This is a genomic window from Crossiella cryophila (assembly GCF_014204915.1).
In the GTDB taxonomy this organism is placed as follows: domain Bacteria; phylum Actinomycetota; class Actinomycetes; order Mycobacteriales; family Pseudonocardiaceae; genus Crossiella; species Crossiella cryophila.
Window position 1 is genome coordinate 8,385,729 of record NZ_JACHMH010000001.1, and the last position, 22,689, is coordinate 8,408,417.

Here is a 22,689-nt window from a genome sequence, read left to right on the forward strand (position 1 = left end):
TCAGTCCTCCCCGAGGAAGTTCAGCGCCAGCCGGTTGAACTCGGTGAACTTCTCCAGCTGCGCCCAGTGCCCGCACCGCCCGAACACGTGCAGCTGCGCCCGCTGGATCAGCTTGAGCGGCAACAGCGCGCCGTCCAATGGGTTCACCCGGTCCTCCCGGCCCCACACCAGCAGCACGCGTTGCCGCAGCCGGTGTGCCTCCCGCCACAGCAGGCCGTCCTCATAACTGTCTGGCCTGCCGAAGGACTTGCCCATCGAGGCCATGGCACGCAACGACTCCGGCGTGCTCGCCACCGCGAACCGCTCCTCCACCAACTCGTCGGTGACCATCGCCGGGTCGAAGACCAGGGTGCGCAGGAACTCCGCGAGCTTCTCCCGGCTCGGCCCCGGCGGCGCGCCGAAACGGGCCAGCTTCTTGACGCCCTCGGTCGGGTCGGGCGCGAACACGTTGAGCCCCAAGCCACCCGGCGCCATCAGCACCAGTCGCCCGGCCCGCGCCGGATGCCGCAACGCGAAGCGCACCGCGGTGCCGCCGCCGAGGGAGTTGCCGAGCAGGTCCGCCCTGCCGATCTCCAGGTGATCAAGCAGTGCCAGCAACGCGTCGGCGCTGAAGGTGAAGTAGTGGCCGGTGATCTCCGGCTTGTCCGAGTGCCCGAAACCGGGCTGGTCCAGCATGATCGTGCGATGCCGTTGGGCGAACACCGGCAGGTTGCGGCCGAAGTTGCTCCACGAACTCGCGCCGGGACCGCCGCCGTGCAACAGCACCAGCGGCGGGCCGTCCGCGGGACCGGCCTCGTGGTAGTGCAGCCGCAGCCCGCCGGCCTCGGCGTAGCGGCTGGTGGACTCGAAACTGAGCACCGAGGCGGTCATCAGAACATCCCGTCCCGCACCTGGATGCCCAGCTCGTGCTTGCCGAACATCACCAGCGCGCGTTCCAGGTCGTTGGCCGCGTGCGCCCGCGCGGCGTGCGCGTCCCGCCAGAACCGCGGGATCGGCAGCCCGTTGTTGATCGCCTTGCCACCGGCGGACTCGAACAGCCGGTCGATCGCGGCGATCGCCCGCCCGGTGCCCATCACCTGATCCCGTCTGGCCCGCAGCCGCAACGTCACCGGGATCCGCTCGTTCGCGGCGATCAACGCCATCTCCTCGTCCACAGTGGACCGCAGTTGCAACCAGGCCGCGTCGATCTCACCGGCCGCCTCGGCGATGCGCACCTGGGCGAAGCCGTCCTCGGCGGCCTTCTCGCCGAGGTAGGCGGCCCGGATCCGCGCCCTGGTGTGCCCGACGTGCGCTTCATAGGCGCCGCGGGCCATGCCGATGATCGGCGCGGTGATCGCGAACGGGTGCACGGTGCCGTAGGGCAGCCGGTAGATCGGCTCCGGGTTGACCTCCTGGCCGGGGGAGGCGCACTTGGCGGTGTGGCTGAAGCTGAGCGTGCGGTGCTCGGGCACGAACACGTCCTCCACCAGGATGTCGTTGGACCCGGTGCCGCGCAGGCCGACCGTGTCCCAGACGTCCACAATGGAGTAATCCGCGATCGGCAGCAGGAAGGTCCGGAAGTCCACCGGCTTGCCCTCCGGGCCGAGCACCAGGCCGCCGAGCAGCACCCAGGTGGCGTGGTCGCAGCCGGAGGAGAAGCTCCACCGGCCGCTGAACCGGAACCCGCCGTCCACCGGGGTGGCCCGGCCGGCCGGGGCGTAGGAGGAGGAGATGCGGGTGTCCACGTCCTCGCCCCACACGTCCTGCTGCGCCCGGTCGTCGAACAGGCCCAGGTGCCAAGGGTGCACGCCGAGCACCGAGGCCACCCAGCCGGTGGAGCCGCAGGCCGCGGCGATCAGCGTGACCGCCTCGTAGAAGACCACCGGGTCCGCGGCCTGGCCGCCGTACCGGGTGGGTTGCAGCAGCTTGAAGAAGCCGTTCTCCTGCAAGGCTTTGATGGACTCGGTGGGGATCCGGCGCAGGTCCTCGGCCTCCTGCGCCCGGTCCCGCAGCGCGGGCAGCAGCTCGCGGACGGCGGCGATCACCTGCTCGGTCATGACACGATCCCGTTCTCTCGCTGGAGTTCCAGTGCGATGTCGATGAGTTGGTCCTCCTGGCCGCCGACCAGCCTGCGCGCGCCGGCCCTGACCAGGATCTGCGCGCCTGAGACCTGATGGCGGCGGGCCAGGTCGTCGGCGTGCTTGAGGAAGCTGGAGTACACGCCGGTGTAGCCCATCACCAGGGCGAGCCGGGACAGCAGGCATTCCTCGGGCATGGCCGGGCGGACCACGTCCTCGGCGGCGTCGGTGATGGCGAAGAAGTCGATGCCGGTGCGGAAACCGAGCTTGTCGGCCACCCCCACGAACGCCTCGGTCGGGGTGTTCCCGGCCCCGGCCCCGAACCGGCGGGCACTGCCGTCGATCTGTCTCGCCCCGGCCCGGACCGCGGCCATCGAGTTGGCCACACCGAGCCCCAGGTTCTCGTGCCCGTGGAACCCGACCTGGGCGTCCTCGCCGAGTTCGGCGACCAGCGCGGCCACCCGGTCGCTGACCTGTTCGAGCACCAGCGCGCCCGCCGAGTCGACCACGTACACGCACTGGCACCCGGCATCCGCCATGATCCGCGCCTGTCTGGCCAGGACCTCCGGCGGCTGGGAGTGGGCCATCATCAGGAACCCGACGGTCTCCAGTCCCCAGTCGCGGGCCAGCCCGAAGTGCTGGACCGATATATCCGCCTCCGTGCAATGTGTCGCGATCCGGCATATATCGGCGCCGTTGTCCCTGGCAGCGAGGATGTCATCGGTGACGCCGACGCCCGGCAGCATCAGGAAGGCGATCCTGGCCTGGGTCGCGGTCTCGGCGGCGACCCGGATGAGGTGCTGTTCGGGGGTGTGGCTGAAGCCGTAGGCGAAGGACGAGCCGCCGAGTCCGTCGCCGTGGGTCACCTCGATCACCGGCACCCCGGCCCCGTCCAGCGCGGCCACGATCGCGCGCACCTCCTCGGGGGTGAACTGGTGCCGCTTGTGGTGCGACCCGTCCCGCAGCGCGGTGTCGGTGACCCGGATGTCGATCACGCCCGCACCCCCGCCAACTGCTCGCCCACCCGGGTCGCCGCGGCGGTCATGATGTCCAGGTTCCCCGCGTAGGGCGGCAGGAAGTCCCCGGCACCCTCCACCTCCAGGAACACCGTCACCCTGGCCATCCCGCCGGTGGCCGGACTGGGATCGTCGTAGTGGGGTTCGTTGAGCAGCCGGTAGCCGGGCACGTACCCGGCGATCTCGGCGGCCATGGCCAGCACCGAGGCGGTGATCGCGGCCCGGTCGGCGTACTCCGGGATGGCGCAGAACACGGTGTCCCGCATGACCATCGGCGGATCGGCCGGGTTGAGCACGATGATCGCCTTGCCGCGTTCCGCGCCGCCGATCCGCTCGATGCCGCGGGCGGTGGTGCGGGTGAACTCGTCGATGTTGGCCCTGGTGCCGGGTCCGGCGGAGACCGAGGCGACGCTGGCCACGATCTCGGCGTAGCGCACCGGCACGATCCTGGACACCGCGTGCACCATCGGAATGGTGGCCTGGCCGCCGCAGGTGGTGAGGTTGACGTTGCCGGCCTCGCGGTGCTCACCGAGGTTGACCGGCGGCACCACGGCGGGGCCGAGCGCGGCCGGGGTCAGGTCGATCGCGGTGATCCCGGCCTCGGCGTAGCGCGGCGCGTTGGCCCGGTGCACGGCGGCGGAGGTGGCCTCGAACACCAGCTCGGGCAACTCCGGCTGGGACAGCAACCAGGCCACGCCGTCGGCGGTGGTGGACAGGCCAAGGTCGGCGGCCCGTTTGAGCCCAGGGCTGTCCGGGTCCACCCCGACCATCCATTGTGGACTGATCACCGGCGAGCGCAGCAGCTTGTACAGCAGGTCGGTGCCGATGTTGCCGGAGCCGACGATGGCGGCGGCGGCCTTGGTCATGCCTGGCCCTCCTGGAACGTCAGGGACACGGTGCCCAGTCCGGTGAAATCGGCGTGGAAGTTGTCGCCGGGATTGGCGTCGTAGGCGCGGGTGCAGGAGCCGGGCAGCACCACGTCCCCGGCCCGCAGTCGCACGCCGAAGCCCGCCACCTTCCCGGCCAGCCAGGCCACCGCGGTGGCCGGATTGCCCAGCACCGCGTCACTACGCCCCTTGGCCAGTACCTCGCCGTTGCGGGACAGGCTGGCCCAGATCCGCTTGATGTCCACATGGGACGGTGGGACGCGGGCCGCGCCGAGCACGAACGCGGCCGAGGAGGCGTTGTCCGCCACCGTGTCCGGCAGGCTGATCCGCCAGTCGGTGATCCGACTGTCGATCAGTTCGATGGCCGGGGCCAGGGCAGCGGTCCTGGCCAGCACCTCGGCCTCGGTGCAGCCGGGCGGCAGGTCCTCGCCGAGGATGAAGGCCACCTCGACCTCCACCCGGGGCTGGCAGAACCGGCGCGGATCGACGGGCACGTCCTCGGCCAGGGCCATGTCGTCGAGGAGGTGTCCGTAGTCGGGTTCGGTGACGCCCATCATCTGTTGCATGGCCGCGGAGGACAGCCCGACCTTGTGCCCGAGCACCCGCCGTCCCGCGTCCAGTCGGCGGCGGATGTTGAGCAGCTGGATCTGGTAGGCGTCCACCACGTCGATGCCGCGGTGGCTGCGGATCAGCGGACCGATCGGTCTGCGCTCGGTCTCGGCCGCGCGCAACAACTCCGCGGCGTCGACGCGCTGGTCAGCGGTGAGCACCGGACCTCCTGGTTGCGGCGAGGTGGGCCCCGGCACGGCGGCCGGAGAACACGCAGTCGGCCAGGGACAGGCCGCTGACGTAGGAGCGCGAGCAGAGGCCGACCGCGGAGCGCCCGGCCGCGTACAGGCCGGGGATGGCCGAGCCGTCCGGTCGGCGCACCGCCCCGGTCCGCTCGTCCACGACCAGTCCGCCCAGCGGCAGCATCGGACACGGGTTGAGCCGGTTGCGGATCGACATGTCCAGCAGGGCGAACGGCGGCCGGAGTTCCCTGGACAGCTCGGCGGGCCGCCCGGTCGGGTCGGCGGCCCGGCGGCGCACCCGGTCCTGATGCGCCCGCACGGTGGCACGCAGTCCGGCCGGGTCGACCCCGGCGCGGGCGGCCACCGATTCCAGTGTCGGCCCGGTGACCCGCGCGGCGAGCTGGGCGTAGGCCTGGACCCGTTGGAACCACAGTGCCTGCCGCGGCACCTGGCGGCGGGCCTCGGCCAGGATCGCCGCGTCCACCAGCAGCCAGCCACGCCCGCGATGCCTGCTGATCAACGCCTCGCCGACGGCCGCGCCGTAGCGGGACTCGTCGATCACCCTGGCCCCGTCCCGATCCACCAGCAGCCCGGACAGCAACGCGCTGGGCGGACTGAGGAACCGCCAGGCGGAGACCCGGTCCAGCAACGCGGTCGCCGCCCCGGCCTCGACGCCGAGCCGGATGCCGGAGCCGTCATCCCCAGGCGTGCCAAGGGCGAGCCCGCCGCGATGGTCCGGCGCGTGCTCGCGCAGCATCTCCCGGTTCTCCGCGAATCCCCCGGCCGCGATGATCACCCCGGTGGTGGCGCCGATCCGGATCCGCCTGCCGTGCCGCCGTTCCAGCCCGGCCACCCGCCCGTGCAGCAGCCGCCGCAGCCAGGGCAGGTACACCCCGGGTTTGGCCGCGTACCGGCTCAGCACCCGGTGTGCGAGCCGCACCCAGCCCGGCGCTCGGTCCAGGCTCCGGCACTCCACCCCGGTGACCCGCCCGCGCTCGACGATCAGTCGGCGCGCGGTGGTCTGGGTGCGCACGCGTGCGCCCTGGCAGCGCACGGATTCGGCCAATGCGGTGAACAGCGTGGCTCCCGAGGTGCCTGGTCCCTTGGCGCGGTGGCCGCGCGGGGCGGGCACGGCGTAGCGGCGGAAGGCGCCGGAGTTCTCGCTGCCGGAGAAGTAGAGGTAGTAGCGGTTGTCCGGGTAGGAGGTCTTGTACGGGCACAGGCTGCCCTCGAACGGCACACCCTGACGGCGCAGCCATTCGAGGTGGTCGGCGCTGGTGGCGCAGAAGCGGCGCAGGGTCTCCGGGGAGACCGCGTCGCCGACCTCCTCGCGCAGGTAGGCGTGCATGGCCTCGACCGAGTCGCCGACCCCGGCCGCGGACTGGATCTTCGTGCCGCCACCGGCGTAGACCACGCCGCCGGAGATCGCGGTGGTGCCGCCGCCACTGAACCGGTCCACCACCAGCACGTCGGCGCCACCGGCCGCGGCCTCGATCGCCGCGCACGCGCCCGCCGCGCCGAACCCGAGCACGACAACCTCAGCACGGTCGTCCCACGCGGTCGACACAGGATCCTCCCGAAGCGTGCATGCAACACGTTCTCTTCGCTCGATCGCAGCAATCTAAGCCAACCATAGCGTCTTGCGTCGAAAAAACTATAACCTGTTCCAGTCTGATGTTCGAGGGAGGTGGCATGGAGGTCGACCTCGTGGTGGTCGGCAGCGGGGCCGCCGGGCTCACCGCCGCACTGACCGCCGCCCAGCACGGGCTGACCGCGCTGGTGGTGGAGAAGTCCGCGCGCTACGGCGGATCCACCGCCCGCTCCGGTGGCGCGATCTGGCTGCCGGGCAACTCGGTGCTGCGCGCGGCCGGGGTGACCGAAGCACCGGAACAGGCCGCGACCTACCTGGCGCACCTGCTCGGCGATTCGGTGCCCGAAGCCCGCTGGCGCGCACTGCTCACCCACGGCCCAGACATGCTGGACCTGGTCCTCGCGCACACCCCGCTGCGCCTGGCCTGGGTGCCCGGCTATGCCGACTACTACCCCGAGGCGCCCGGCGGATCCCCCGGCGGCCGAACGGTGGAACCACGGCCGGTCAGCGCGAACTCCCTGGGCGGCGAGGTCGAGGACCTCGAACCGCCGTACCTGAGCGCGCAGTACGGGCTGACCGTGACCGCGGCGGACTACCGCTGGCTCAACCTGGTGCTGCGACATCCGCGCGGGCTCTGGCGGGCCGCGCGGGTGGGCGCGCGCAAACTGCGCGATGTGCTGCTGCGCCGGGAACCCGTGCTGGCCATGGGGCAGGCCCTGGCCGCCTGCCTGCGGTCGGGGCTGGTCCAGGCCGGGGTGCCGGTGTGGCTGAACACCCCGCTGCTGTCCCTGGTGGTCGAGGACGACCGGGTCACCGGGATCCAGGTCGGTGGCGAGGAAGGCGAGCGGATCATCACCGCACGGCACGGGGTGCTGCTGGCCTGCGGTGGTTTCGAGCGCGACGAGGAGCTGCGCGGACTGCACCACCGGGCGCCGAGCAGTGCCGAGTGGACCGTGGGCGCGGCGGGCAACACCGGCGACGGGATCGAGGCGGCGCGACGGCTCGGCGCGGCGGTGGAGCTGATGGACGAGGCGTGGTGGGGGCCGTCCATCCCGCTCGGCGGCGGCCCGTACTTCTGCCTGGCCGAACGCACCCTGCCCGGCTGCCTGCTGGTGAACGGGGCCGGGCAACGGTTCGTCAACGAGGCCGCGCCGTACGTGGACGCGGTGCACGCCATGTATGGCCCACCCGGCGAGGCCGCGGCGAACCTGCCCACCTGGCTGATCTGCGACCAGCGCTACCGCAACCGCTACCTGTTCGCCGGACTGCCGCCACGCCAACCGTTCCCGGAACGCTGGCTCAAACTCGGCGTGGTGCGCAAGGCCGACAGTATCGAGGCCCTCGCCGGTCAGATCGAGGTGCCCGCCGACGCGTTGAAGTCCACTGTGGACAGATTCAACGGGTTCGCCCACACCGGCCGGGACGAGGACTTCCACCGCGGCGAGTCCGCCTACGACCGCTACTACGGCGATCCGCGGCAACGCCCGAACCCGTGCCTTGGCGCGGTGGCGAAGGGACCGTTCTACGCGATCCGCCTGGTGCCAGGGGATCTGGGCACCAAGGGCGGGTTGCGCACCGACGAGCACGCCAGGGTGCGGCGCGCCGACGACTCGGTGATCCCCGGGCTGTACGCGGCCGGGAACACCAGTGCCGCGGTGATGGGCCGCACCTACGCCGGGGCCGGCGCGACCATCGGCCCGGCGATGACCTTCGGCTACCTGGCCGCGCTGGACGCGGCACGGACCAAGGCAGGAGGAAGCTGATGACCGCAACAGCCGACGAGGTGCGGTTGATCGAGTCCGGTGCGCCGCCGGCCAGGTTCGCCCGCGGCTGGCACTGTCTCGGCCTGGCCGCGACCTTCCGCGACGGCAAACCGCATCCGGTGGAGGCATTCGGCACCAAGCTGGTGGTCTTCCGCGGCGAGGACGACCGGCTGCACGTGCTCGACGCGTACTGCAGGCACATGGGCGGGGATCTCAGTCAGGGCACGGTGAAGGGCGCGAACATCGCCTGCCCGTTCCACGACTGGCGCTGGTCCGGCGCCGGCCGCTGCGTGGAAATCCCGTACGCCAAAAGGGTTCCGCTGCGGGCGCGCACCCGGTCCTGGCTGACCATGGAGCAGAACAAGCAGCTCTTCGTCTACCACGACCCGCAGGGCAAACCGCCGCCGGAGCACGTGGTGATCCCGCGGATCGAGGGTGCCTTCAGCTCCGAGTGGAGCAACTGGACCTGGGACTCGGTGCGCATCGACGGCTCGAACTGCCGGGAGATCATGGACAACGTGGTGGACATGGCGCACTTCTTCTACGTGCACTTCGCCTTCCCCACCTACTTCAAGAACGTCTTCGAGGGCCACATCGCCAGCCAGTACCTGACCACCCGCGGCCGCCCGGACGTGGCGGTGGCCTCCAACTACACCGGCGATGTGCAGGTGCGGTCCGAGGCCTCCTACTACGGACCGTCGTACATGATCAACCACCTGGCCAACGACTACAAGGGCACCGTGATCGAGACGGTGCTGATCAACTGCCACTACCCGGTCAGCGCCAACTCCTTCGTGCTGCAGTGGGGCGCGATCGTGAAGAAGCTGCCGGGGCTGACCGACGAGCACGCGGACAAGATCGCCGGCAAGTTCGCCCGCGGCATCGGCGTGGGTTTCCTGCAGGACGTGGAGATCTGGAAGAACAAGGCACGCATCGACAACCCGCTGCTGTGCGAGGAGGACGGGCCGGTCTACCAGTTGCGCCGCTGGTACGACCAGTTCTATGTGGACACCGAGGAGGTCACCGAGGACATGGTGCGGCGCTTCGAGTTCGAAGTGGACACTTCGCGTGCGGTGGCCGCCTGGGAGCGCGAGGTGGCCGAGAACCTGGCCCGGCGGGACGGCGATGGGCGGTGACCGCGCGGACTACCTCACCGGTGGCCTGCGCCCGCTGACCTGTCCGGGCTGTGCCACCGAGGTGCTGGTGAAGAAGAACAGTCCCGAGCACACCAGCGTGCAGTGGACCACCGGCACCACGGCCTGTCCGGTGCTCAGCGGCGCGGACCGGCCGAGCGCGCAGGTGGCCGGGTGTCCCCGGCTGCGGGCCGGGATCGAGGCGGCGGTGGTCCAGGGCAGGCTGGCGGTGTCCGATGGCTGACCGGGGTCACCGGCTCCGGGTGTCCACTGTGGTCAGTGAGACCGCGGACGCCCGCACCCTGGTGTTCGAGGTGCCACCGGAGCTGGCCGAGGTGTTCCGGCACCGGCCCGGCCAGTTCCTGACCCTGCGCGTCCCCGGTGAGCGAGGGGAGATCGCCCGCTCCTACTCGCTGTGCAACGGCCCCGGCGAACCGCCCGCGGTCACGGTGAAGCGGGTGGCCGAGGGCTACGGCTCGAACTGGCTGTGCGACCGGATCACCGCGGGCGCCGAACTGGACGTGCTGCCCCCGGCCGGGGTGTTCACCCCACCCTCACTCGAGGAGGACCTGCTGCTGTTCGCGGGCGGCAGCGGCATCACCCCGGTCATCTCGATCATCAAGGCCGCGCTGGCCAACGGCTCCGGCCGCCTGACCTTGTTCTACGCCAACCGGGACGAGCACTCGGTGATATTCGCGGCGCAGCTGCGGGCGCTGTGCACGGCCCACCCTGACCGGCTGCGGGTGATCCACTGGCTGGAGTCCGTGCAGGGCCTGCCCACCGTCCCCGCGCTCCGCGCCTTCGCCGCGGCCCTGACCGGTCACCGGGTGTTCCTGTGCGGACCGGGCCCGTTCATGACCGCGGTGCTCGCCGCGCTGTCCACAGTGGATATTCCTGAGGACCGGATCCACCGTGAGGTCTTCCTGTCCCTGTCCGACAACCCCTTCGCCGCCGCACCCGAGGCGGACGCGGAGGCCGCCGTGGTCGAGGTCGACCTGGACGGCGCGCGACACACCCTGCCCTGGCCGCGGGAACGCAAACTCCTGGACGTGCTGCTCGACCACGGCCTGGCCGCCCCCTACTCCTGCCGCGCGGGCGCGTGCAGCGCGTGCGCCTGCCGCCTGCTCGACGGCAAGGTCACCCTGGCCAACAACGAGGTCCTGGACGAGGAGGACCTCGCCGAGGGGATCATCCTGGCCTGCCAGGCCCTGCCCGCCGCCGATTCGGTCCGGATCAGCTACGAGTGACGGGAGCGCCATGCCCATCGACCCCGACCGCGCGATCGGCGCCGAGCTGCCGCCGGTGGAGTTCTCCTGGTCGCCCACTGACGTGCTGCTGTACCACCTGGCCCTGGGCGCCAGCGAACTCCCCTACACCTACGAACCCGGCCTGCAGGTGTTACCCACCTTCGGCGTGGTCGCACCGACCCTGCACGTCACCGCCCCGCCCACGGTGTCCTACCCGGGGGTCGAACTGGACCTGACCAAGGTGCTGCACGGTGAGCAGTCGATCAGTCTGCGCCGCCCCATCCCGGTGGCCGGCACCGCGCGGCTGGTGACCAGGATCGTCGCGGTCTACGACAAGGGCGAGTCCGCGGTGATCGTGCAGGAGTCCACAGTGGACATCGACGACGACCCGCTGTTCAGCACCCGCTCCAGCATCTTCGCCCGCGGCGCCGGCGGGTTCGGCGGCGACCGCGGCCCGTCGGTCCGCTTCGCCGCGCCGGAACGCGAACCGGACGCGGTCCTGGACACCCCGACCCTGCCGCAGCAGGCCATGCTGTACCGGCTCTGCGGCGACCGGAACCCGCTGCACATCGACCCGGCCTTCGCCGCCAGGGCCGGTTTCCCGCAGCCGATCCTGCACGGGCTGTGCGTCTACGGCATGGTGGCCAAGTCCATTGTGGACTCCATGTTGTCCGGTCGGACAGATCGGCTGGCCGGTTTCGGCGCGAGGTTCACCGGTGTGCTCTACCCCGGCGAGCCGGTGCGGACCCGGGTCTGGCGGTCACCGGAGTCCTGGACCTTCGTCACCACCGCGCCGGAACGGGCGGATGCACCGGTGCTGACCGGGTCGTTGACGGCACTCTAGCCGCCCCCGGTCCAGCTCAAGGTCACGTTCTTGTTGCGAGGCCGCCATCCAGGCAAGAGCGGGCAGGCTACCCCGCCCGCTCGGGCAAGTGCGCAAAATTTCACTTGACCTCCACCGCGCTGTAGCTTCTAGCGTCAACGGCATGAGCTTTCTGGTGGTGGGCGAGCCCGGTCCGATCAGTGATGAGGTCGAACGATTACTGACCGAAGCTGGTGTTCCGGTCAAGCGCCGCGGCCTGGGCTCGGCCGAGGAACTGCGGGCGGCCGCGATCGGCTGTTTCGCGGTGTTCCTGGACTGGCCCTACGACCGGGCGAGCGCGGAGTACGCGGCCGCTGACTCCGCGGTGGACGTGGTGGGCGCGCTGGCCGGGGAGGGCCGGCGGTTCGTGCTGCTGTCCACGCACGCCGTCCGCGACCACGAGCCGCCTGCTTCCTTCCACGGCACCCTGGAGTTGCTGGTGCGGGCCGCCACCGCGGACTGGACCGCGTTGCGGATCAGCATGCCCGCCTCGATCACGCTGAGCTGGATCGAGCAGCTGCGTGCCACCGGCGTGGTGCGCGGCCCCTACGCCCAGGCCGCGCGCACCCTGGTCGACGAGCGCGATGTGGCCGAGGTGGCGGCCAGGGTCCTGCTCGACGGCGGGCACGAGGGCCGGGCCTACTACGTCACCGGACCGGCCGCGCTGACCCACGCCGACCGGGCCCGCATCCTCGGCGAGACCTTCGGCGAATCCTGGCGGTACCAGGAGGTTCCACGCGCGGAGTTCCGCGAGCAGCTGCTGTCCACCTGGTCGGCCGAGCACGCCGACGGCATCCTGGACCACATGGCCGAGCAGGTGGACAACCCGGAACGTCCGACCGACGTGGTCGAGCGGATCACCGGTCACCCGGCGCGCTCGCTGGCCGAGTGGGCCCGCGCGCACGCCGCCGCGTTCACCCGGTGAGCACCAGCGCGCTGGTCGGCACCCCCGTTCCCGCGGTGACCAGTACGTTGTCCACTGTGGACACCTGATTGGCCGCGGTGCCACGCAGTTGGCGCACGCCTTCGGTGATCCCGTTCATGCCGTGCAGGTAGGCCTCGCCCAGCTGGCCGCCGTGCGGGTTGACCGGCAGCCTGCCGTCGATCTCGATGCCGCCGTCGGCCAGGAAGTGCCGGGCCTCACCGGGTCCGCAGAACCCCAGTTCTTCCAGCTGCACCAGCACGAACGGCGTGAAGTGGTCGTAGAGCACGGCGACCTGGATGTCCGAGGGCCCGATCCCGGCCTGCCGCCACAGCTGTTCGCCGACCACCCGCATCTCCGGCAGCCCGGCCAGTCCGGCCCGGTAGTAGCTGGTCATCACGAACTGGTCCGGTCCACTGCCCTGTGCCGCCGCGCTGATCACCGCCGGTGGCTGCCGCAGATCGCGGGCCCGTTCCGCGCTCACCACCACCAGCGCCACCCCGCCGTCGCTTTCCTGGCAGCAGTCCAGCAGCCGCAACGGTTCCGCGATCCACCGCGAGGCCTGGTGGTCGGCCAGGCTGATCGGCCGGTGGTGGAACCAGGCGTTCGGATTGGTCGCGGCATGCCTGCGCATGGCGACCGCGACCCGCCCGAAGTCCTCGGTGCTCGCGCCGTAGTCGTGCAGGTACCGCCGGGCGAACATGGCCACCATGGCGGCCGGGGTGGCCAGTCCCATCGGGTAGTGCCAGCTGTTGTCCACGCCGTTGGTGTTGGGTTGCTGTGCGGCCGCGGCGTGCGCGAGTCCGAACCGGGTGCCGGAGCGTTCGTTGAAAGCCCTGTACACCACCACGACCTCGGCGACCCCGGTGGCCACCGCCATCGCCGCCTGCTGCACGGTGGCGCAGGCCGCGCCGCCGCCGTAGTTGATCCGGCTGAAGAACTTCAGCTCCGGCAGCCCCAGTTCCCTGGCCACCGCGATCTCCGCGTTCCCGTCCATGGTGAAGGTCACCAGACCGTCCACATCGGACACATCAAGTCCGGCGTCTCCCAGCGCGGCCCGGATCGCCTCCACGGCCAGGCGCAACTCGCTGCGGCCGGAGTCCTTGGAGAACTCGGTGGCCCCGATCCCGGCGATGGCCGCCGCCCCCGACAACGGGCTCATGCGCTGCCTCCCAGCTCGAACCGAACCGTCCCGGTCACATGGTCGCCAAGCCGGCAACTCCCCACCACTGACACCACGAACCCGTTGTCCCCGAAGGTCTCCTCCCCGACCCGACCCCGGAAGGTCAAGGTGTCATAGGCGTAGCACGGCACCCCGAGCCGGATCGCGACCCCCCGCACCAGCACCCGGGGCCCACCCCAGTCGGTGACGAACCGCTGCACCAGCCCGGTCGTGGTCAGGATGTTGAGGAAGATGTCCGGCGACCCCCGCCGGATCGCCGCGTCCCGGTCGTGGTGCACGTCCTGGTAGTCCCGGGTGGCGATGGCGGTGCTGATGACGAACGTCGGCGTGATCTCGATGGCCAGCGGCGGTAACTCAACCCCGGTCGCGATCACGACGACACCACCCGCCACACCGGAATCGAGAACTCCCCCTGCCGCTGGAACTCCACCACCACCGACTGTCCAATGTGTACCGAACCCGGCTCGATGCCCACCAGTTCACCCACCATCCGCGGCCCCTCCGCCAGTTCCACCAGCCCGATCACGAACGGCCCCGAGTGCCCAGGCACCGCAGGGTGGTGGTGCACCACGAAGCTGTACACCGTGCCCCGCCCACTCACCACCACGAACTCCGGCCGCAACTCGTGGCACCGAGGGCACATCGGCCCCGGCGGATGCCGCAACTCCCCACACGCCCCACACTTCTGCACCCGCAGTTCACCAACAGCGGTGCCGGCCCAGAAGAACTCGGTGTCCCGGCTCACCAACGGCGGAATCCCGGCCGGCGGCGGTGGCGGTTTCGGCCGGTACTTGAACACCCGGAACGACATCTCCGCCACCGCCTCGGCGCCGGAGTACCAGACGTTGTGCACAGTCACGAACCAGCCTTCGCCCAGCGCGGTCCGCTTGGGCCCGGTGACCTGGTCCAGCCGGGTGCTGACGGTCAGGTTCTCCCCCGGCCGCAGGTAACGGTGATAGGTCTGCTCACAGTTGGTGGCCACAATGGACGGATAACCCGCCTCGTCCAGGACTTCCAGGATCCGCCCGAACGGATCATCCGGATCCCGTTCCCCACGCAGTCCCATCATGGTCCACACCTGGACCATCGCCGGCGGCGCCACCTCCGGGTACCGCGGATCAGTGTCCCCGATCGCCTCGACCCAGCTCCGGATCATCGGCTCGTTGACCGGATCCCGCCCGGACCGCACCCCACCGACCCCGGTGTCCATGATCCGCGCGGCGGCCGCCCGCACCAGCTCATCACTGTCCACAGTGGACGTCATCCCACTCCCTTCACCGAGGCGGCCTTGGCAGCCCGAGCCCAGCGGTCACGATCAGCTCGCGCTGAATCTCATTGACCCCACCACCAAAGGTCAGCACCAGATTCCGCTTGGCCTGCAGGTCCAACCACCGCATCAACTCAGCCGTGTCGCCGTCAGCCGGATCCCCATACCGCCCCACCAGATCCAGCACCACCCGCCCAACCCGCAACACCAGTTCAGACGAGAACACCTTGGTAATAGAGGCATCCGCGACATCCACCGCCCCCGAAGCCGCGGCCACCTGCCAGTTCAACAACTCATTGACCCGCAAACCCACCCGAGCGAAAACCAACTCCCGCTCAATGTCCACATCCCCAGCCAACCCATGCCCCGCGGCCCAGGAGTCGAACCGATCCAGCAACGCGGCCACCCGCCCCGCAGGCCCCAACATCACCCGCTCATGGTTGAGCTGCATGGTGATCAGCCGCCACCCCGCGTTCTCCGCCCCCACCAACCGATTCACCGGCACCCGCACGTCGCTGTAGTAGGTGGCGTTCACATGATGTGCCCCATCGCAGGTGATGATCGGCGTCCACCCGAACCCCGGATCCCGGGTGTCCACAATCAAAATCGAGATCCCCCGATGCCGAGCCGCTCCCGCGTCGGTCCGACAGGCCAGCCAGATGTAGTCCGCGTCATGGGCCCCGGTCGTGAACACCTTCTGCCCATTGACCACATACTCATCCCCCACCCGCACCGCACTGGTCCGCAACGCGGCCAGATCAGTCCCCGCCTCCGCCTCGGTGTAGCCAATGGCGAAATGCAGCTCCCCAGCCAGGATCCGCGGCAGGAAGAACGCCTTCTGCTCGTCAGTCCCCAACGCCTGCAACGTGGGCCCCACCGTCTGCAACGTCACCCCCGGCAACGGCACATCCGCCCGAGCGGCCTCATTCACAAAGATCTGTTGCTCAACCTCCCCAAACCCCCGCCCTCCGAACTCGACCGGCCACCCCACCCCCAACCACCCATCCCGCCCCAACCGCCGCACAATCGCCCGATAGGTAGGCCCATGCCGCTCAGTCCGCAAAACCTCCCGCTCAGCAACAGAAACCAACCCCGAGAAGTACCCCCGCAACTCCTCCCGCAACGCCACCTGCCCCGCACTCAACTCAATAAGCACGCAAGCCCCCCAAGAACCGGGTCAGGTCCCGCCCCAACGCCGAGTACCGATGCAACGGATACCCCACATCCAGCCCCAACCCCCCGTGCAGGTGATGACAAACCTCCAACGCCCCCAACAACTTCTCCCCCATCCAGTACCCCGCGACATCCACATCCCCCCGATCCCCGACCCCAGCCCCCACTCCCCAGCAAGCTGCCCGATTGACCACCTCAACCGTCCGAGCCACCACCCGAACATCCGCAACCTGCATAGCCACCGCCTGGAACTCAGCCAATACCCGCCCAAACTGCCGCCGAGACCCCACATGCCCCACAGTCAGTTCCAACGCCCCACCCAGCAACCCCTCCCCAAAAACACAACCCCCCACCACCCCAAACCACCGCACCTCTTGCAGAACCCGCCCACTCCGATCCTCCCCAAGCAACCCCACCGGCACAGCCCCGGAAAACCGCAGCGTGCACTCCAACCCCCCAGCGGAAGTAGGCGTCCCCACCACCTCAACCCCCGCTCCCCGAAGATCAACCAAAGCCACCCCCCGCCCCCCATCCCCAAGCCCCACCCCAACAAGCCCCCACCGAGCCCACCCCCCAAACAAAACCCCCACCTTCTTCCCCACCAACCCCTCGTCCCCCCATACCACCTCCCCACGCCCCACAGCCCCGGTAATTCCCTCACCCCCCAACAACATCTCCTGCTGCGCCGCTGTCCCCAACCGCGCCACCGGCAACACCCCCAACGCCAGATGCGCCACTCCCGGCGAAACCACCCCACCCCGCCCCAGCTCCGTCAACAGAACCGCAACCTCAACCACCCCAAGCCCAGACCCACCCAACCGCTCAGGAACAGCCAGCGACAACAGATCCGCCGCCCCCAATCGCCCCCACAACCCATCCCACGACGCCCCAGCCCCACCAACACCCGCCCCACCCAACCGCTCGACCGCCGAAGTCGCTGTCGCTGTCGCTGTCGCCCCCAGCCCACCAACGCCCGCCGACCCCGCACCCCCTCCCGCCTGCCCCGCCCCAGCCACCGCGGCAGCCGCAGTCAACTGACCAACCCCAGCCAGGGCCGATCCCGCCTCCGACTTTTCCGCCCCAGCAGAGGCCGATCCCGCATCCAGCTGCCCCACTCCAGCCAACGCCGACCCCGCTAATCCCTGTTCTGCCCCAATCAATGCCGAGCCCGCCAAGCCCCGCTCTCCCCCTTCCAACGCCGAGCCCGCCGACCCCTGCTCCGCCCCAGCCAACGCCGAGCCAACCGACTCCCGTTCCCTCCTCCCCAACTCCGAGCCAACCGCCACCCACCCACGCGCAGCCAGCCCAACACCCCGCGCGCCCTCCACCCCTTGCCCCACCGCGGCCAAGCCCACCCCCGGCACGACCTGCTCCCCTTCCCCCCAATCCCCTTGCCGCACCAGACTTCTCGTCAACTCCCGAACCGCGACCTGAGTCTCATCAAGCTCAAAATTCACCGCCCCTTCCCCTCTCCCGCAACCCCATCCCGAGGCAACCCGAGAACCCGCTCCCCCACCATCGTCAACAACACCTGCGTAGTCCCCCCGGCAATGCTCAAACACCGGCTCAACAGAAACCGGTGCACCTCAGCCGAATCCCCCACCGCAGCCCCTTCCCCCAACAACTCCGCCGCCACCTCCGCCACGTCCTGCCGATGCCGCACCCCCACCAACTTCCGCACCCCGGACTCCGCCCCAGCCTCGCCGCCGGCCACCGCCCGCTGAGTAGCCCGAAGATCCAGCAGTGACAACGCCAACCCGTCCACCACCAACCCGCCAACCCGCTCCGCCACCACCGGATCCGCCAGCAATCCCGCCCGCGCCGCGAACGCCAGCACCTCCTCCACCGGCTCCCCCAACGCAGACCCCCGGCTCATCGCCACCCGCTCATCGGCCAACGTCCCCCGTGCCAGCCGCCATCCATCCCCCGGCTGCCCCACCACATCCGCATCCGCGACGAACACCTCGTCGAGGAACACCTCGGCAAACCGGGTATCCCCGGTGATCTCACGTAACGGCCGCACGGATATACCGTCCGACTGCATATCCACCAGGAAGTACGTCAACCCCCGATGCCGCGGCACCTCGGAATCCGTCCGTGCCAGGCAGATCCCCCGATCCGCCCGATCCGCCAACGAGGTCCACACCTTCTGCCCACTGAGCAGCCATCCCCCGTCGGTCCGCACCGCCCGGGTCCGCAACGAGGCGAGATCCGACCCAGCCCCCGGCTCGCTGAACAACTGGCACCACCGCACCTCGCCAAGCAACGTCGCTGTGACAAACCGCCGCCGCTGCTCCTCAGTGCCGTGCCGCAACAACGTCGGCGCCGCCCACCCCCCGATCACCAGATCAGCCCGGCCAACCCCCACCCGAGCCAATTCCTCCTCCACCACCAACTGCCCCAAAGCCCCCAACCCCAGCCCATACGGCCGAGGCCACTGCGGCGCGAACAACCCAGCCGCCACCAACGCCCCCCGCCGCTCCCCCTCGGCCAGCGCGGCAATCCGCTCCGCCGCGACCCGCACCTTCCCCCGAAGCCCCCCAATCCCCAGCACACCTTCATCCCCGCCAACCCCAAGTCCCACCCCACCGCCACCAACCCCAACCCCATCCGAGCCGGAACCAGCCACCCCACCGCCAACTGCCCCACCCTCGCTGGCTTTGGCCACATCACGATCAACCACCCCAGGCCCGGCCCCATCCGCACTGCCCCTGGTCGCCCCGCCGCCAACCACCTCAGGCCAGGGTCCATCCACGGTCGCCCTAGCAGCACCGCCATCAACCACCCCAAGCCCAGCCCCATCCGTGCTCGCCTCACCCCGGTTCCCCCGATCCCCCCTCCCCCCGCCAGCAAGGTCCGCACCGCCGTCACCACCCCAGCCCGAACCGCCGTGGCCCGCACTCCCACCCGTCCCCTGCACACGGCCCACCCCGCCCAGCAGCCCCCCGCCCCCGCCATCGGTCTCCCCCTGCTCCCCGCCATCCCCCACCTCAACCCGCAACCGCCGCCGAACCCCCCGCCCCGCCAGCTCCGCGGCCCGCCCCCGCCACCGCACCCCACTCACCCACTGCCGCAACACAAACGCCCGCCGCAGATACAAATGCGCGTCGTGCTCCCAGCTGAACCCGATCCCGCCCAGCACCTGCACGCAGTCCTTCGCGTTGGCCACCGCCGCGTCCAGCGCGACCGCCCCCGCGGCCGCCGCCGACAGCGACACCGCGGGCGAGTCCTCCTCCACCGCCCTGGCCGCGTCCCACGCCACCGCGGCCGCCCGCTCAGCCCGGCACAACATCTCCGCGCACAGGTGCTTGACCGCCTGAAACGACCCGATCGGCCGCCCGAACTGCTCGCGTTCCCTGGCATATCGGCTCGCGATATATACGCATCGACGAGATATACCGACCGCCTCCGCCGCGGCCAGCACCACCGCCCGGTCCAGCACCGCCGCCATGGTCAGGTCCGGCAGTACCCGGTCGGTCGGGATCACCGCCACCACCTCGACCTCGGCCAGGTCCCGGGAGAAGTCCGTGGCGGGCAACGGCCGCACCCCGGCCTCGCCCGGCGTCAGCAGGATCCACCCGGTCTCCCCACCGACCGGCACCAGCAGCACGGCGTCCGCACTCGCCCCCAGCACCGGCCCGGTCACCCCGGTGACCAGCAGCCGGCCGGCGGAATCCCGTTGCGCGGTCAGGGTTCCCGGCGACAGCGCGACCGCGGCTGGCAACCCGCCGACCACGGCGGGCAGCAGATCACGAACGCCTGGCTGATCGGCGAGCACGAGTCCGGCCAGCGCGGTCGGCAGGATCGGCCCGGGGATCAGGGCCTCGGCGGCGGCCTCCAGCGCCACGGCCAGGTCCACCACGGTGCCGCCGGCCCCGCCCAGTTCCTCGGGTACGGCGATGCCGGTGACGCCCAGGTCGACCAGCCCCGGCCACAGGCGTCGCCAAGCCGGGTCGCCCCGTTCCTGCGCACGCACCGCGGCGATGGCGCCCGCGCCCTGTCCATAGGCGAGCACGGACTCGTGCAACGCCTGCTGCTCCGCGGTGACCGCGATCGGCACAACACCTCCAGGCGAACCGAAGATGTAGAACGTGTTTCACTTTGCCGGACCGAGGAGCAGGATGCCACCCTCCACTCGGACGCACCAACAACCAGACCCGAACGGGCCAGCGCAGGGCGGGATCTCACCGAGATAGCGGGTAGGTTCGACAGGCAGAACTGGAACAAGTTTCGCCTTTGTCGTGGTGTTAGCCTAACCTCATGACGACTACGCCCAAGGCGCGCGCGGGCGGGGCCGAGGCGCTGACCGGTCTCGCCGAGGAGGAGCTGGGCTCAGCGGCCCAGCGCGACCGGCGCAGGCGGATCATCGACGCGACCATCGCGCTGGCCTCCAAAGGCGGCTACGACGCGGTGCAGATGCGGGCGGTGGCCGACCGCGCCGAGGTCGCGCTGGGCACCCTGTACCGATACTTCCCGTCCAAGGTGCACCTGCTGGTCACCGCGCTGGCCAGGGAACTGGAACGGGCCAACCAGAAGATCGAGCGCGCGGCCATCCCCGGCGACACCGCCTACGACCGGGTGCTGTTCGTGTTGCGCCGCACCACCCGCAGCCTGCAACGGGACCCGCTGTTCACCGAGGCGATGACCCGCGCGTTCATGTTCGCCGACGCCAGCGCCGCCGCCGAGGTCGACTCGGTGGGCCTGTTGATGGAGCGCATGTTCGTCACCGCCATGGGCGGCGAGCCGGACACCGAACGCAAGGCGATCGCCCGCGTCATCGGCGATGTCTGGCTGTCCAACCTGGTGGCCTGGGTGACCCGCCGAGCATCAGCCACCGACGTGGCCACCCGCCTGGAACTCACGGTTCGCCTGCTGCTCAAGGACTGACCCGCGCGGTGGCGCACCGGGGACACTCGCCGATGCGCCACCGGCGGCAGCCGTTGCGGGCGGGGTTCCGGCGCGCCAATCGCGACCCCAGAGCCCGCCCATCCTCTCCCCAGCCCCGGTCAAACTCGGGCGAACAGCGCATTGACAACGGTTACATTCAGGTCCAGCCTGGTAATGAGAGCGCTCTCATGTAGCAGTCGGAACCCTGCTGACTTCTGTCGTCCTCTTCCCTGGAAGGCAGCCATGACGACACCTGACCTCATTCCCCGTCACCGAACGCTCTCCCGCCCCGCGCGCACCCGGATCGCCGCGGCGCTGGCGGCCGCGGTGTCCCTGTTCTGCGCCTATCTGATCGTCTTCACCGACCGGGCCGACGCGGTCGTCCCACCGCCGCCACCCGGCTGGACCCAGGTCTGGGCGGATGACTTCACCGGTCCAGCCGGATCGCTGCCCTCAGGCAACAACTGGATCTTCGACATCGGCCACAGCTATCCCGGCGGTCCCGCGAACTGGGGCACCGGCGAGATCGCCGCGCACACCAGCAACCCGGCCAACGTCAGCGTCGACGGTGGCGGCAACCTGCGCATCACCCCGCTGCGCGACGGCGGCGGCAACTGGACCTCGGCCCGGATCGAGACCCGGCGCGGCGACTTCAAGGCCCCGGCGGGCGGCATGCTGCGCATCGAGGGCCGCATTCAGATGCCCAACGTCACCGGCGCCGCCGCGCTCGGCTACTGGCCCGCGTTCTGGGCCCTCGGCTCGCCCTATCGCGGGAACTACTGGAACTGGCCGGGTATCGGCGAGTTCGACATCATGGAGAACGTCAACGGGATCAACTCGGTCTGGGGCGTGCTGCACTGCGGCACGAGTCCCGGCGGGCCCTGCAACGAGAAGAACGGTATCGCCGCGAACCGGGCCTGCCCCGGGGCGAGCTGCCAGGCGGGTTTCCACACCTACCGCTTCGAGTGGGACCGCTCGGTCACGCCGAACCAGCTGCGCTGGTACGTCGACGGCCAGCAGTTCCACAGCGTGCGGCAGGACCGGGTGGACGCCGGCACGTGGGCGAACATGACCAACCACGCCGGCTACTTCATCATCCTGAACGTCGCCATCGGCGGCGAGTTCCCGAACAACGTCTCGGGCATCACCACGCCGGTCGGCTCCACTGTGCCGGGCAGGCCGATGCTGGTGGACTACGTCGCGGTGTGGACGCGCACCACCGGCGGCAGCGACCCGACCAGCACCACGACCACTACCGGCACCACCCCGCCGCCGACCTGCGGAAGGCTTGTGTCACAAGGACGTCCGGTGTCGGCGTCGTCGGTGGAGAGCCCGAACCAGGCCGCGGCCTTCGCGGTGGACGGCAACCCCGGCACCCGCTGGTCCAGCGGTCACCACGAGCCGAACTGGCTACAGGTCGACCTGGGCTCGACGCAGCCGATCACCAGGGTGCGCCTGAACTGGGAGGCCGCCTACGCCACGGAGTACCAGATCCAGTTGTCCGGCAACGGTTCCACCTGGACCACCGCGTTCGAGACATACTCCGGCGCCGGAGGTATAGAGGACATCCCCATATCCGGCAACGCGAGATATATCAGGATGCAGGGTATTCGCCGCGCAACGCCATACGGCTTCTCCCTGTGGGAACTGGAGGCCTTCGGCGCCTGCCCCGGCACCACCACCCCGACAAGCCGCCCCACCAGCACCACCACCGGTTCGACCACGACCACCACCGACCCCCCACCCGGCGGAACATGGGCGCCGAACATGGCCTACGCGGTCGGCCAGGAGGTGACCTACGGCGGCCGGCGGTACCGGTGCCGCCAGGCACACACCTCGATCGTGAGCTGGGAGCCGCCGAACGCGGCCTCCCTGTGGGAACCGGTTGGGTGACCGGGAACCGGGGGTGG

General features: G+C 70.4%; 20 protein-coding genes. 8 read left to right on the plus strand and 12 right to left on the minus strand.

Features of this window, described 5'->3' with window-relative positions; translation table 11 throughout:
• From hsaD to HNR67_RS36020, 6 genes are read right to left on the minus strand one after another with little or no spacing between them, the layout of a single operon-like run.
• Complete coding sequence (gene hsaD, locus HNR67_RS35995; RefSeq protein ID WP_185007292.1) at positions 1-870, minus strand: 4,5:9,10-diseco-3-hydroxy-5,9,17-trioxoandrosta-1(10),2-diene-4-oate hydrolase; 870 nt, start codon at positions 868-870, stop codon at positions 1-3.
• Entirely contained in the window at positions 870-2,036 is a 1,167-nt protein-coding gene (gene hsaA / locus HNR67_RS36000) for a 3-hydroxy-9,10-secoandrosta-1,3,5(10)-triene-9,17-dione monooxygenase oxygenase subunit (protein ID WP_185007295.1), read from the minus strand. The genes hsaD and hsaA overlap by 1 nt, the downstream gene beginning before the upstream one ends.
• Entirely contained in the window at positions 2,033-3,052 is a 1,020-nt protein-coding gene (dmpG, locus tag HNR67_RS36005; RefSeq protein ID WP_185007297.1) for a 4-hydroxy-2-oxovalerate aldolase, read from the minus strand. The genes hsaA and dmpG overlap by 4 nt, the downstream gene beginning before the upstream one ends.
• Positions 3,049-3,939 (minus strand): acetaldehyde dehydrogenase (acetylating), encoded by an 891-nt coding sequence (locus HNR67_RS36010; RefSeq protein WP_185007300.1) that lies wholly within the window; start codon positions 3,937-3,939, stop codon positions 3,049-3,051. Before HNR67_RS36010 ends, dmpG begins: the two co-directional genes overlap by 4 nt.
• The gene (locus tag HNR67_RS36015; protein WP_185007310.1) at positions 3,936-4,730 is read right to left on the minus strand and encodes a 2-keto-4-pentenoate hydratase; all 795 of its coding nucleotides are present in this window, start codon (positions 4,728-4,730) and stop codon (positions 3,936-3,938) included. Before HNR67_RS36015 ends, HNR67_RS36010 begins: the two co-directional genes overlap by 4 nt.
• On the minus strand, positions 4,717-6,318 hold the full coding sequence (locus HNR67_RS36020) for an FAD-binding protein (protein WP_185007312.1): 1,602 nt from the start codon (positions 6,316-6,318) through the stop codon (positions 4,717-4,719). The genes HNR67_RS36015 and HNR67_RS36020 overlap by 14 nt, the downstream gene beginning before the upstream one ends.
• A gap of 125 nt (positions 6,319-6,443) precedes the next feature.
• Between HNR67_RS36020 and kstD the strand changes: the two genes are divergently transcribed.
• The 6 genes from kstD to HNR67_RS36050 all read left to right on the plus strand — a co-directional run bounded on the left by kstD (position 6,444) and on the right by HNR67_RS36050 (position 12,272).
• Entirely contained in the window at positions 6,444-8,105 is a 1,662-nt protein-coding gene (kstD, locus tag HNR67_RS36025; protein WP_185007314.1) for a 3-oxosteroid 1-dehydrogenase, read from the plus strand.
• Positions 8,105-9,241, plus strand: coding sequence for a Rieske 2Fe-2S domain-containing protein (locus HNR67_RS36030; RefSeq protein WP_185007316.1), 1,137 nt, complete (start codon positions 8,105-8,107; stop codon positions 9,239-9,241). The genes kstD and HNR67_RS36030 overlap by 1 nt, the downstream gene beginning before the upstream one ends.
• Positions 9,231-9,482: a hypothetical protein gene (locus HNR67_RS36035; RefSeq protein ID WP_185007318.1), complete on the plus strand. Its 252-nt coding sequence runs from the start codon at positions 9,231-9,233 to the stop codon at positions 9,480-9,482. The genes HNR67_RS36030 and HNR67_RS36035 overlap by 11 nt, the downstream gene beginning before the upstream one ends.
• The gene (locus tag HNR67_RS36040) at positions 9,475-10,485 is read left to right on the plus strand and encodes a ferredoxin--NADP reductase (protein ID WP_185007320.1); all 1,011 of its coding nucleotides are present in this window, start codon (positions 9,475-9,477) and stop codon (positions 10,483-10,485) included. The genes HNR67_RS36035 and HNR67_RS36040 overlap by 8 nt, the downstream gene beginning before the upstream one ends.
• 10 nt (positions 10,486-10,495) lie before the next feature.
• Entirely contained in the window at positions 10,496-11,329 is an 834-nt protein-coding gene (locus HNR67_RS36045; RefSeq protein ID WP_185007322.1) for a MaoC/PaaZ C-terminal domain-containing protein, read from the plus strand.
• 142 nt (positions 11,330-11,471) lie between these two features.
• A complete protein-coding gene (locus HNR67_RS36050; RefSeq protein WP_185007324.1) occupies positions 11,472-12,272 on the plus strand; it encodes a Rossmann-fold NAD(P)-binding domain-containing protein in 801 nt (266 codons plus the stop codon).
• On the opposite strand, the gene HNR67_RS36055 is transcribed toward HNR67_RS36050, so the two are convergent.
• Genes HNR67_RS36055 through HNR67_RS36080 form a run of 6 tightly spaced genes read right to left on the minus strand, consistent with a single transcriptional unit; the run spans position 12,262 to position 19,952 of the window.
• On the minus strand, positions 12,262-13,431 hold the full coding sequence (locus HNR67_RS36055; RefSeq protein WP_185007326.1) for a lipid-transfer protein: 1,170 nt from the start codon (positions 13,429-13,431) through the stop codon (positions 12,262-12,264). The two genes, HNR67_RS36050 and HNR67_RS36055, sit on opposite strands and share 11 nt — an antisense overlap.
• Positions 13,428-13,826 (minus strand): MaoC family dehydratase, encoded by a 399-nt coding sequence (locus HNR67_RS36060; RefSeq protein ID WP_185007327.1) that lies wholly within the window; start codon positions 13,824-13,826, stop codon positions 13,428-13,430. The genes HNR67_RS36055 and HNR67_RS36060 overlap by 4 nt, the downstream gene beginning before the upstream one ends.
• A complete protein-coding gene (locus HNR67_RS36065) occupies positions 13,823-14,716 on the minus strand; it encodes a bifunctional MaoC family dehydratase N-terminal/OB-fold nucleic acid binding domain-containing protein (protein ID WP_246492669.1) in 894 nt (297 codons plus the stop codon). Before HNR67_RS36065 ends, HNR67_RS36060 begins: the two co-directional genes overlap by 4 nt.
• A gap of 10 nt (positions 14,717-14,726) precedes the next feature.
• A complete protein-coding gene (locus HNR67_RS36070) occupies positions 14,727-15,875 on the minus strand; it encodes an acyl-CoA dehydrogenase family protein (RefSeq protein WP_185007329.1) in 1,149 nt (382 codons plus the stop codon).
• Positions 15,865-17,454: an acyl-CoA dehydrogenase family protein gene (locus tag HNR67_RS46805; RefSeq protein WP_407645159.1), complete on the minus strand. Its 1,590-nt coding sequence runs from the start codon at positions 17,452-17,454 to the stop codon at positions 15,865-15,867. The genes HNR67_RS36070 and HNR67_RS46805 overlap by 11 nt, the downstream gene beginning before the upstream one ends.
• On the minus strand, positions 17,346-19,952 hold the full coding sequence (locus HNR67_RS36080) for an acyl-CoA dehydrogenase (protein WP_185007333.1): 2,607 nt from the start codon (positions 19,950-19,952) through the stop codon (positions 17,346-17,348). Before HNR67_RS36080 ends, HNR67_RS46805 begins: the two co-directional genes overlap by 109 nt.
• Positions 19,953-20,152: 200 nt before the next feature.
• Between HNR67_RS36080 and kstR the strand changes: the two genes are divergently transcribed.
• Together kstR and HNR67_RS36090 are read left to right on the plus strand one after the other, a co-directional pair.
• Positions 20,153-20,779: a cholesterol catabolism transcriptional regulator KstR gene (kstR, locus tag HNR67_RS36085; protein WP_185007335.1), complete on the plus strand. Its 627-nt coding sequence runs from the start codon at positions 20,153-20,155 to the stop codon at positions 20,777-20,779.
• Between the two features lie 243 nt (positions 20,780-21,022).
• Positions 21,023-22,672 carry a discoidin domain-containing protein gene (locus HNR67_RS36090; protein WP_185007337.1) on the plus strand — a complete coding sequence of 550 codons (1,650 nt, stop codon included), beginning with the start codon at positions 21,023-21,025 and terminating at the stop codon, positions 22,670-22,672.
• Positions 22,673-22,689 lie beyond the last annotated feature (17 nt).

Coding starts and splice junctions, on each gene's coding strand:
- HNR67_RS36010 (WP_185007300.1), bottom strand. CDS start 3,939: ATGACCAAGGCCGCCGCCGCCATCGTCGGCTCCGGCAACATCGGCACC.
- HNR67_RS36055 (WP_185007326.1), bottom strand. CDS start 13,431: ATGAGCCCGTTGTCGGGGGCGGCGGCCATCGCCGGGATCGGGGCCACC.
- hsaD (WP_185007292.1), bottom strand. CDS start 870: ATGACCGCCTCGGTGCTCAGTTTCGAGTCCACCAGCCGCTACGCCGAG.
- HNR67_RS36090 (WP_185007337.1), top strand. CDS start 21,023: ATGACGACACCTGACCTCATTCCCCGTCACCGAACGCTCTCCCGCCCC.
- HNR67_RS36050 (WP_185007324.1), top strand. CDS start 11,472: ATGAGCTTTCTGGTGGTGGGCGAGCCCGGTCCGATCAGTGATGAGGTC.
- hsaA (WP_185007295.1), bottom strand. CDS start 2,036: ATGACCGAGCAGGTGATCGCCGCCGTCCGCGAGCTGCTGCCCGCGCTG.
- kstD (WP_185007314.1), top strand. CDS start 6,444: ATGGAGGTCGACCTCGTGGTGGTCGGCAGCGGGGCCGCCGGGCTCACC.
- HNR67_RS36030 (WP_185007316.1), top strand. CDS start 8,105: ATGACCGCAACAGCCGACGAGGTGCGGTTGATCGAGTCCGGTGCGCCG.
- HNR67_RS36045 (WP_185007322.1), top strand. CDS start 10,496: ATGCCCATCGACCCCGACCGCGCGATCGGCGCCGAGCTGCCGCCGGTG.
- kstR (WP_185007335.1), top strand. CDS start 20,153: ATGACGACTACGCCCAAGGCGCGCGCGGGCGGGGCCGAGGCGCTGACC.
- HNR67_RS36065 (WP_246492669.1), bottom strand. CDS start 14,716: ATGACGTCCACTGTGGACAGTGATGAGCTGGTGCGGGCGGCCGCCGCG.
- HNR67_RS36035 (WP_185007318.1), top strand. CDS start 9,231: ATGGGCGGTGACCGCGCGGACTACCTCACCGGTGGCCTGCGCCCGCTG.
- HNR67_RS36040 (WP_185007320.1), top strand. CDS start 9,475: ATGGCTGACCGGGGTCACCGGCTCCGGGTGTCCACTGTGGTCAGTGAG.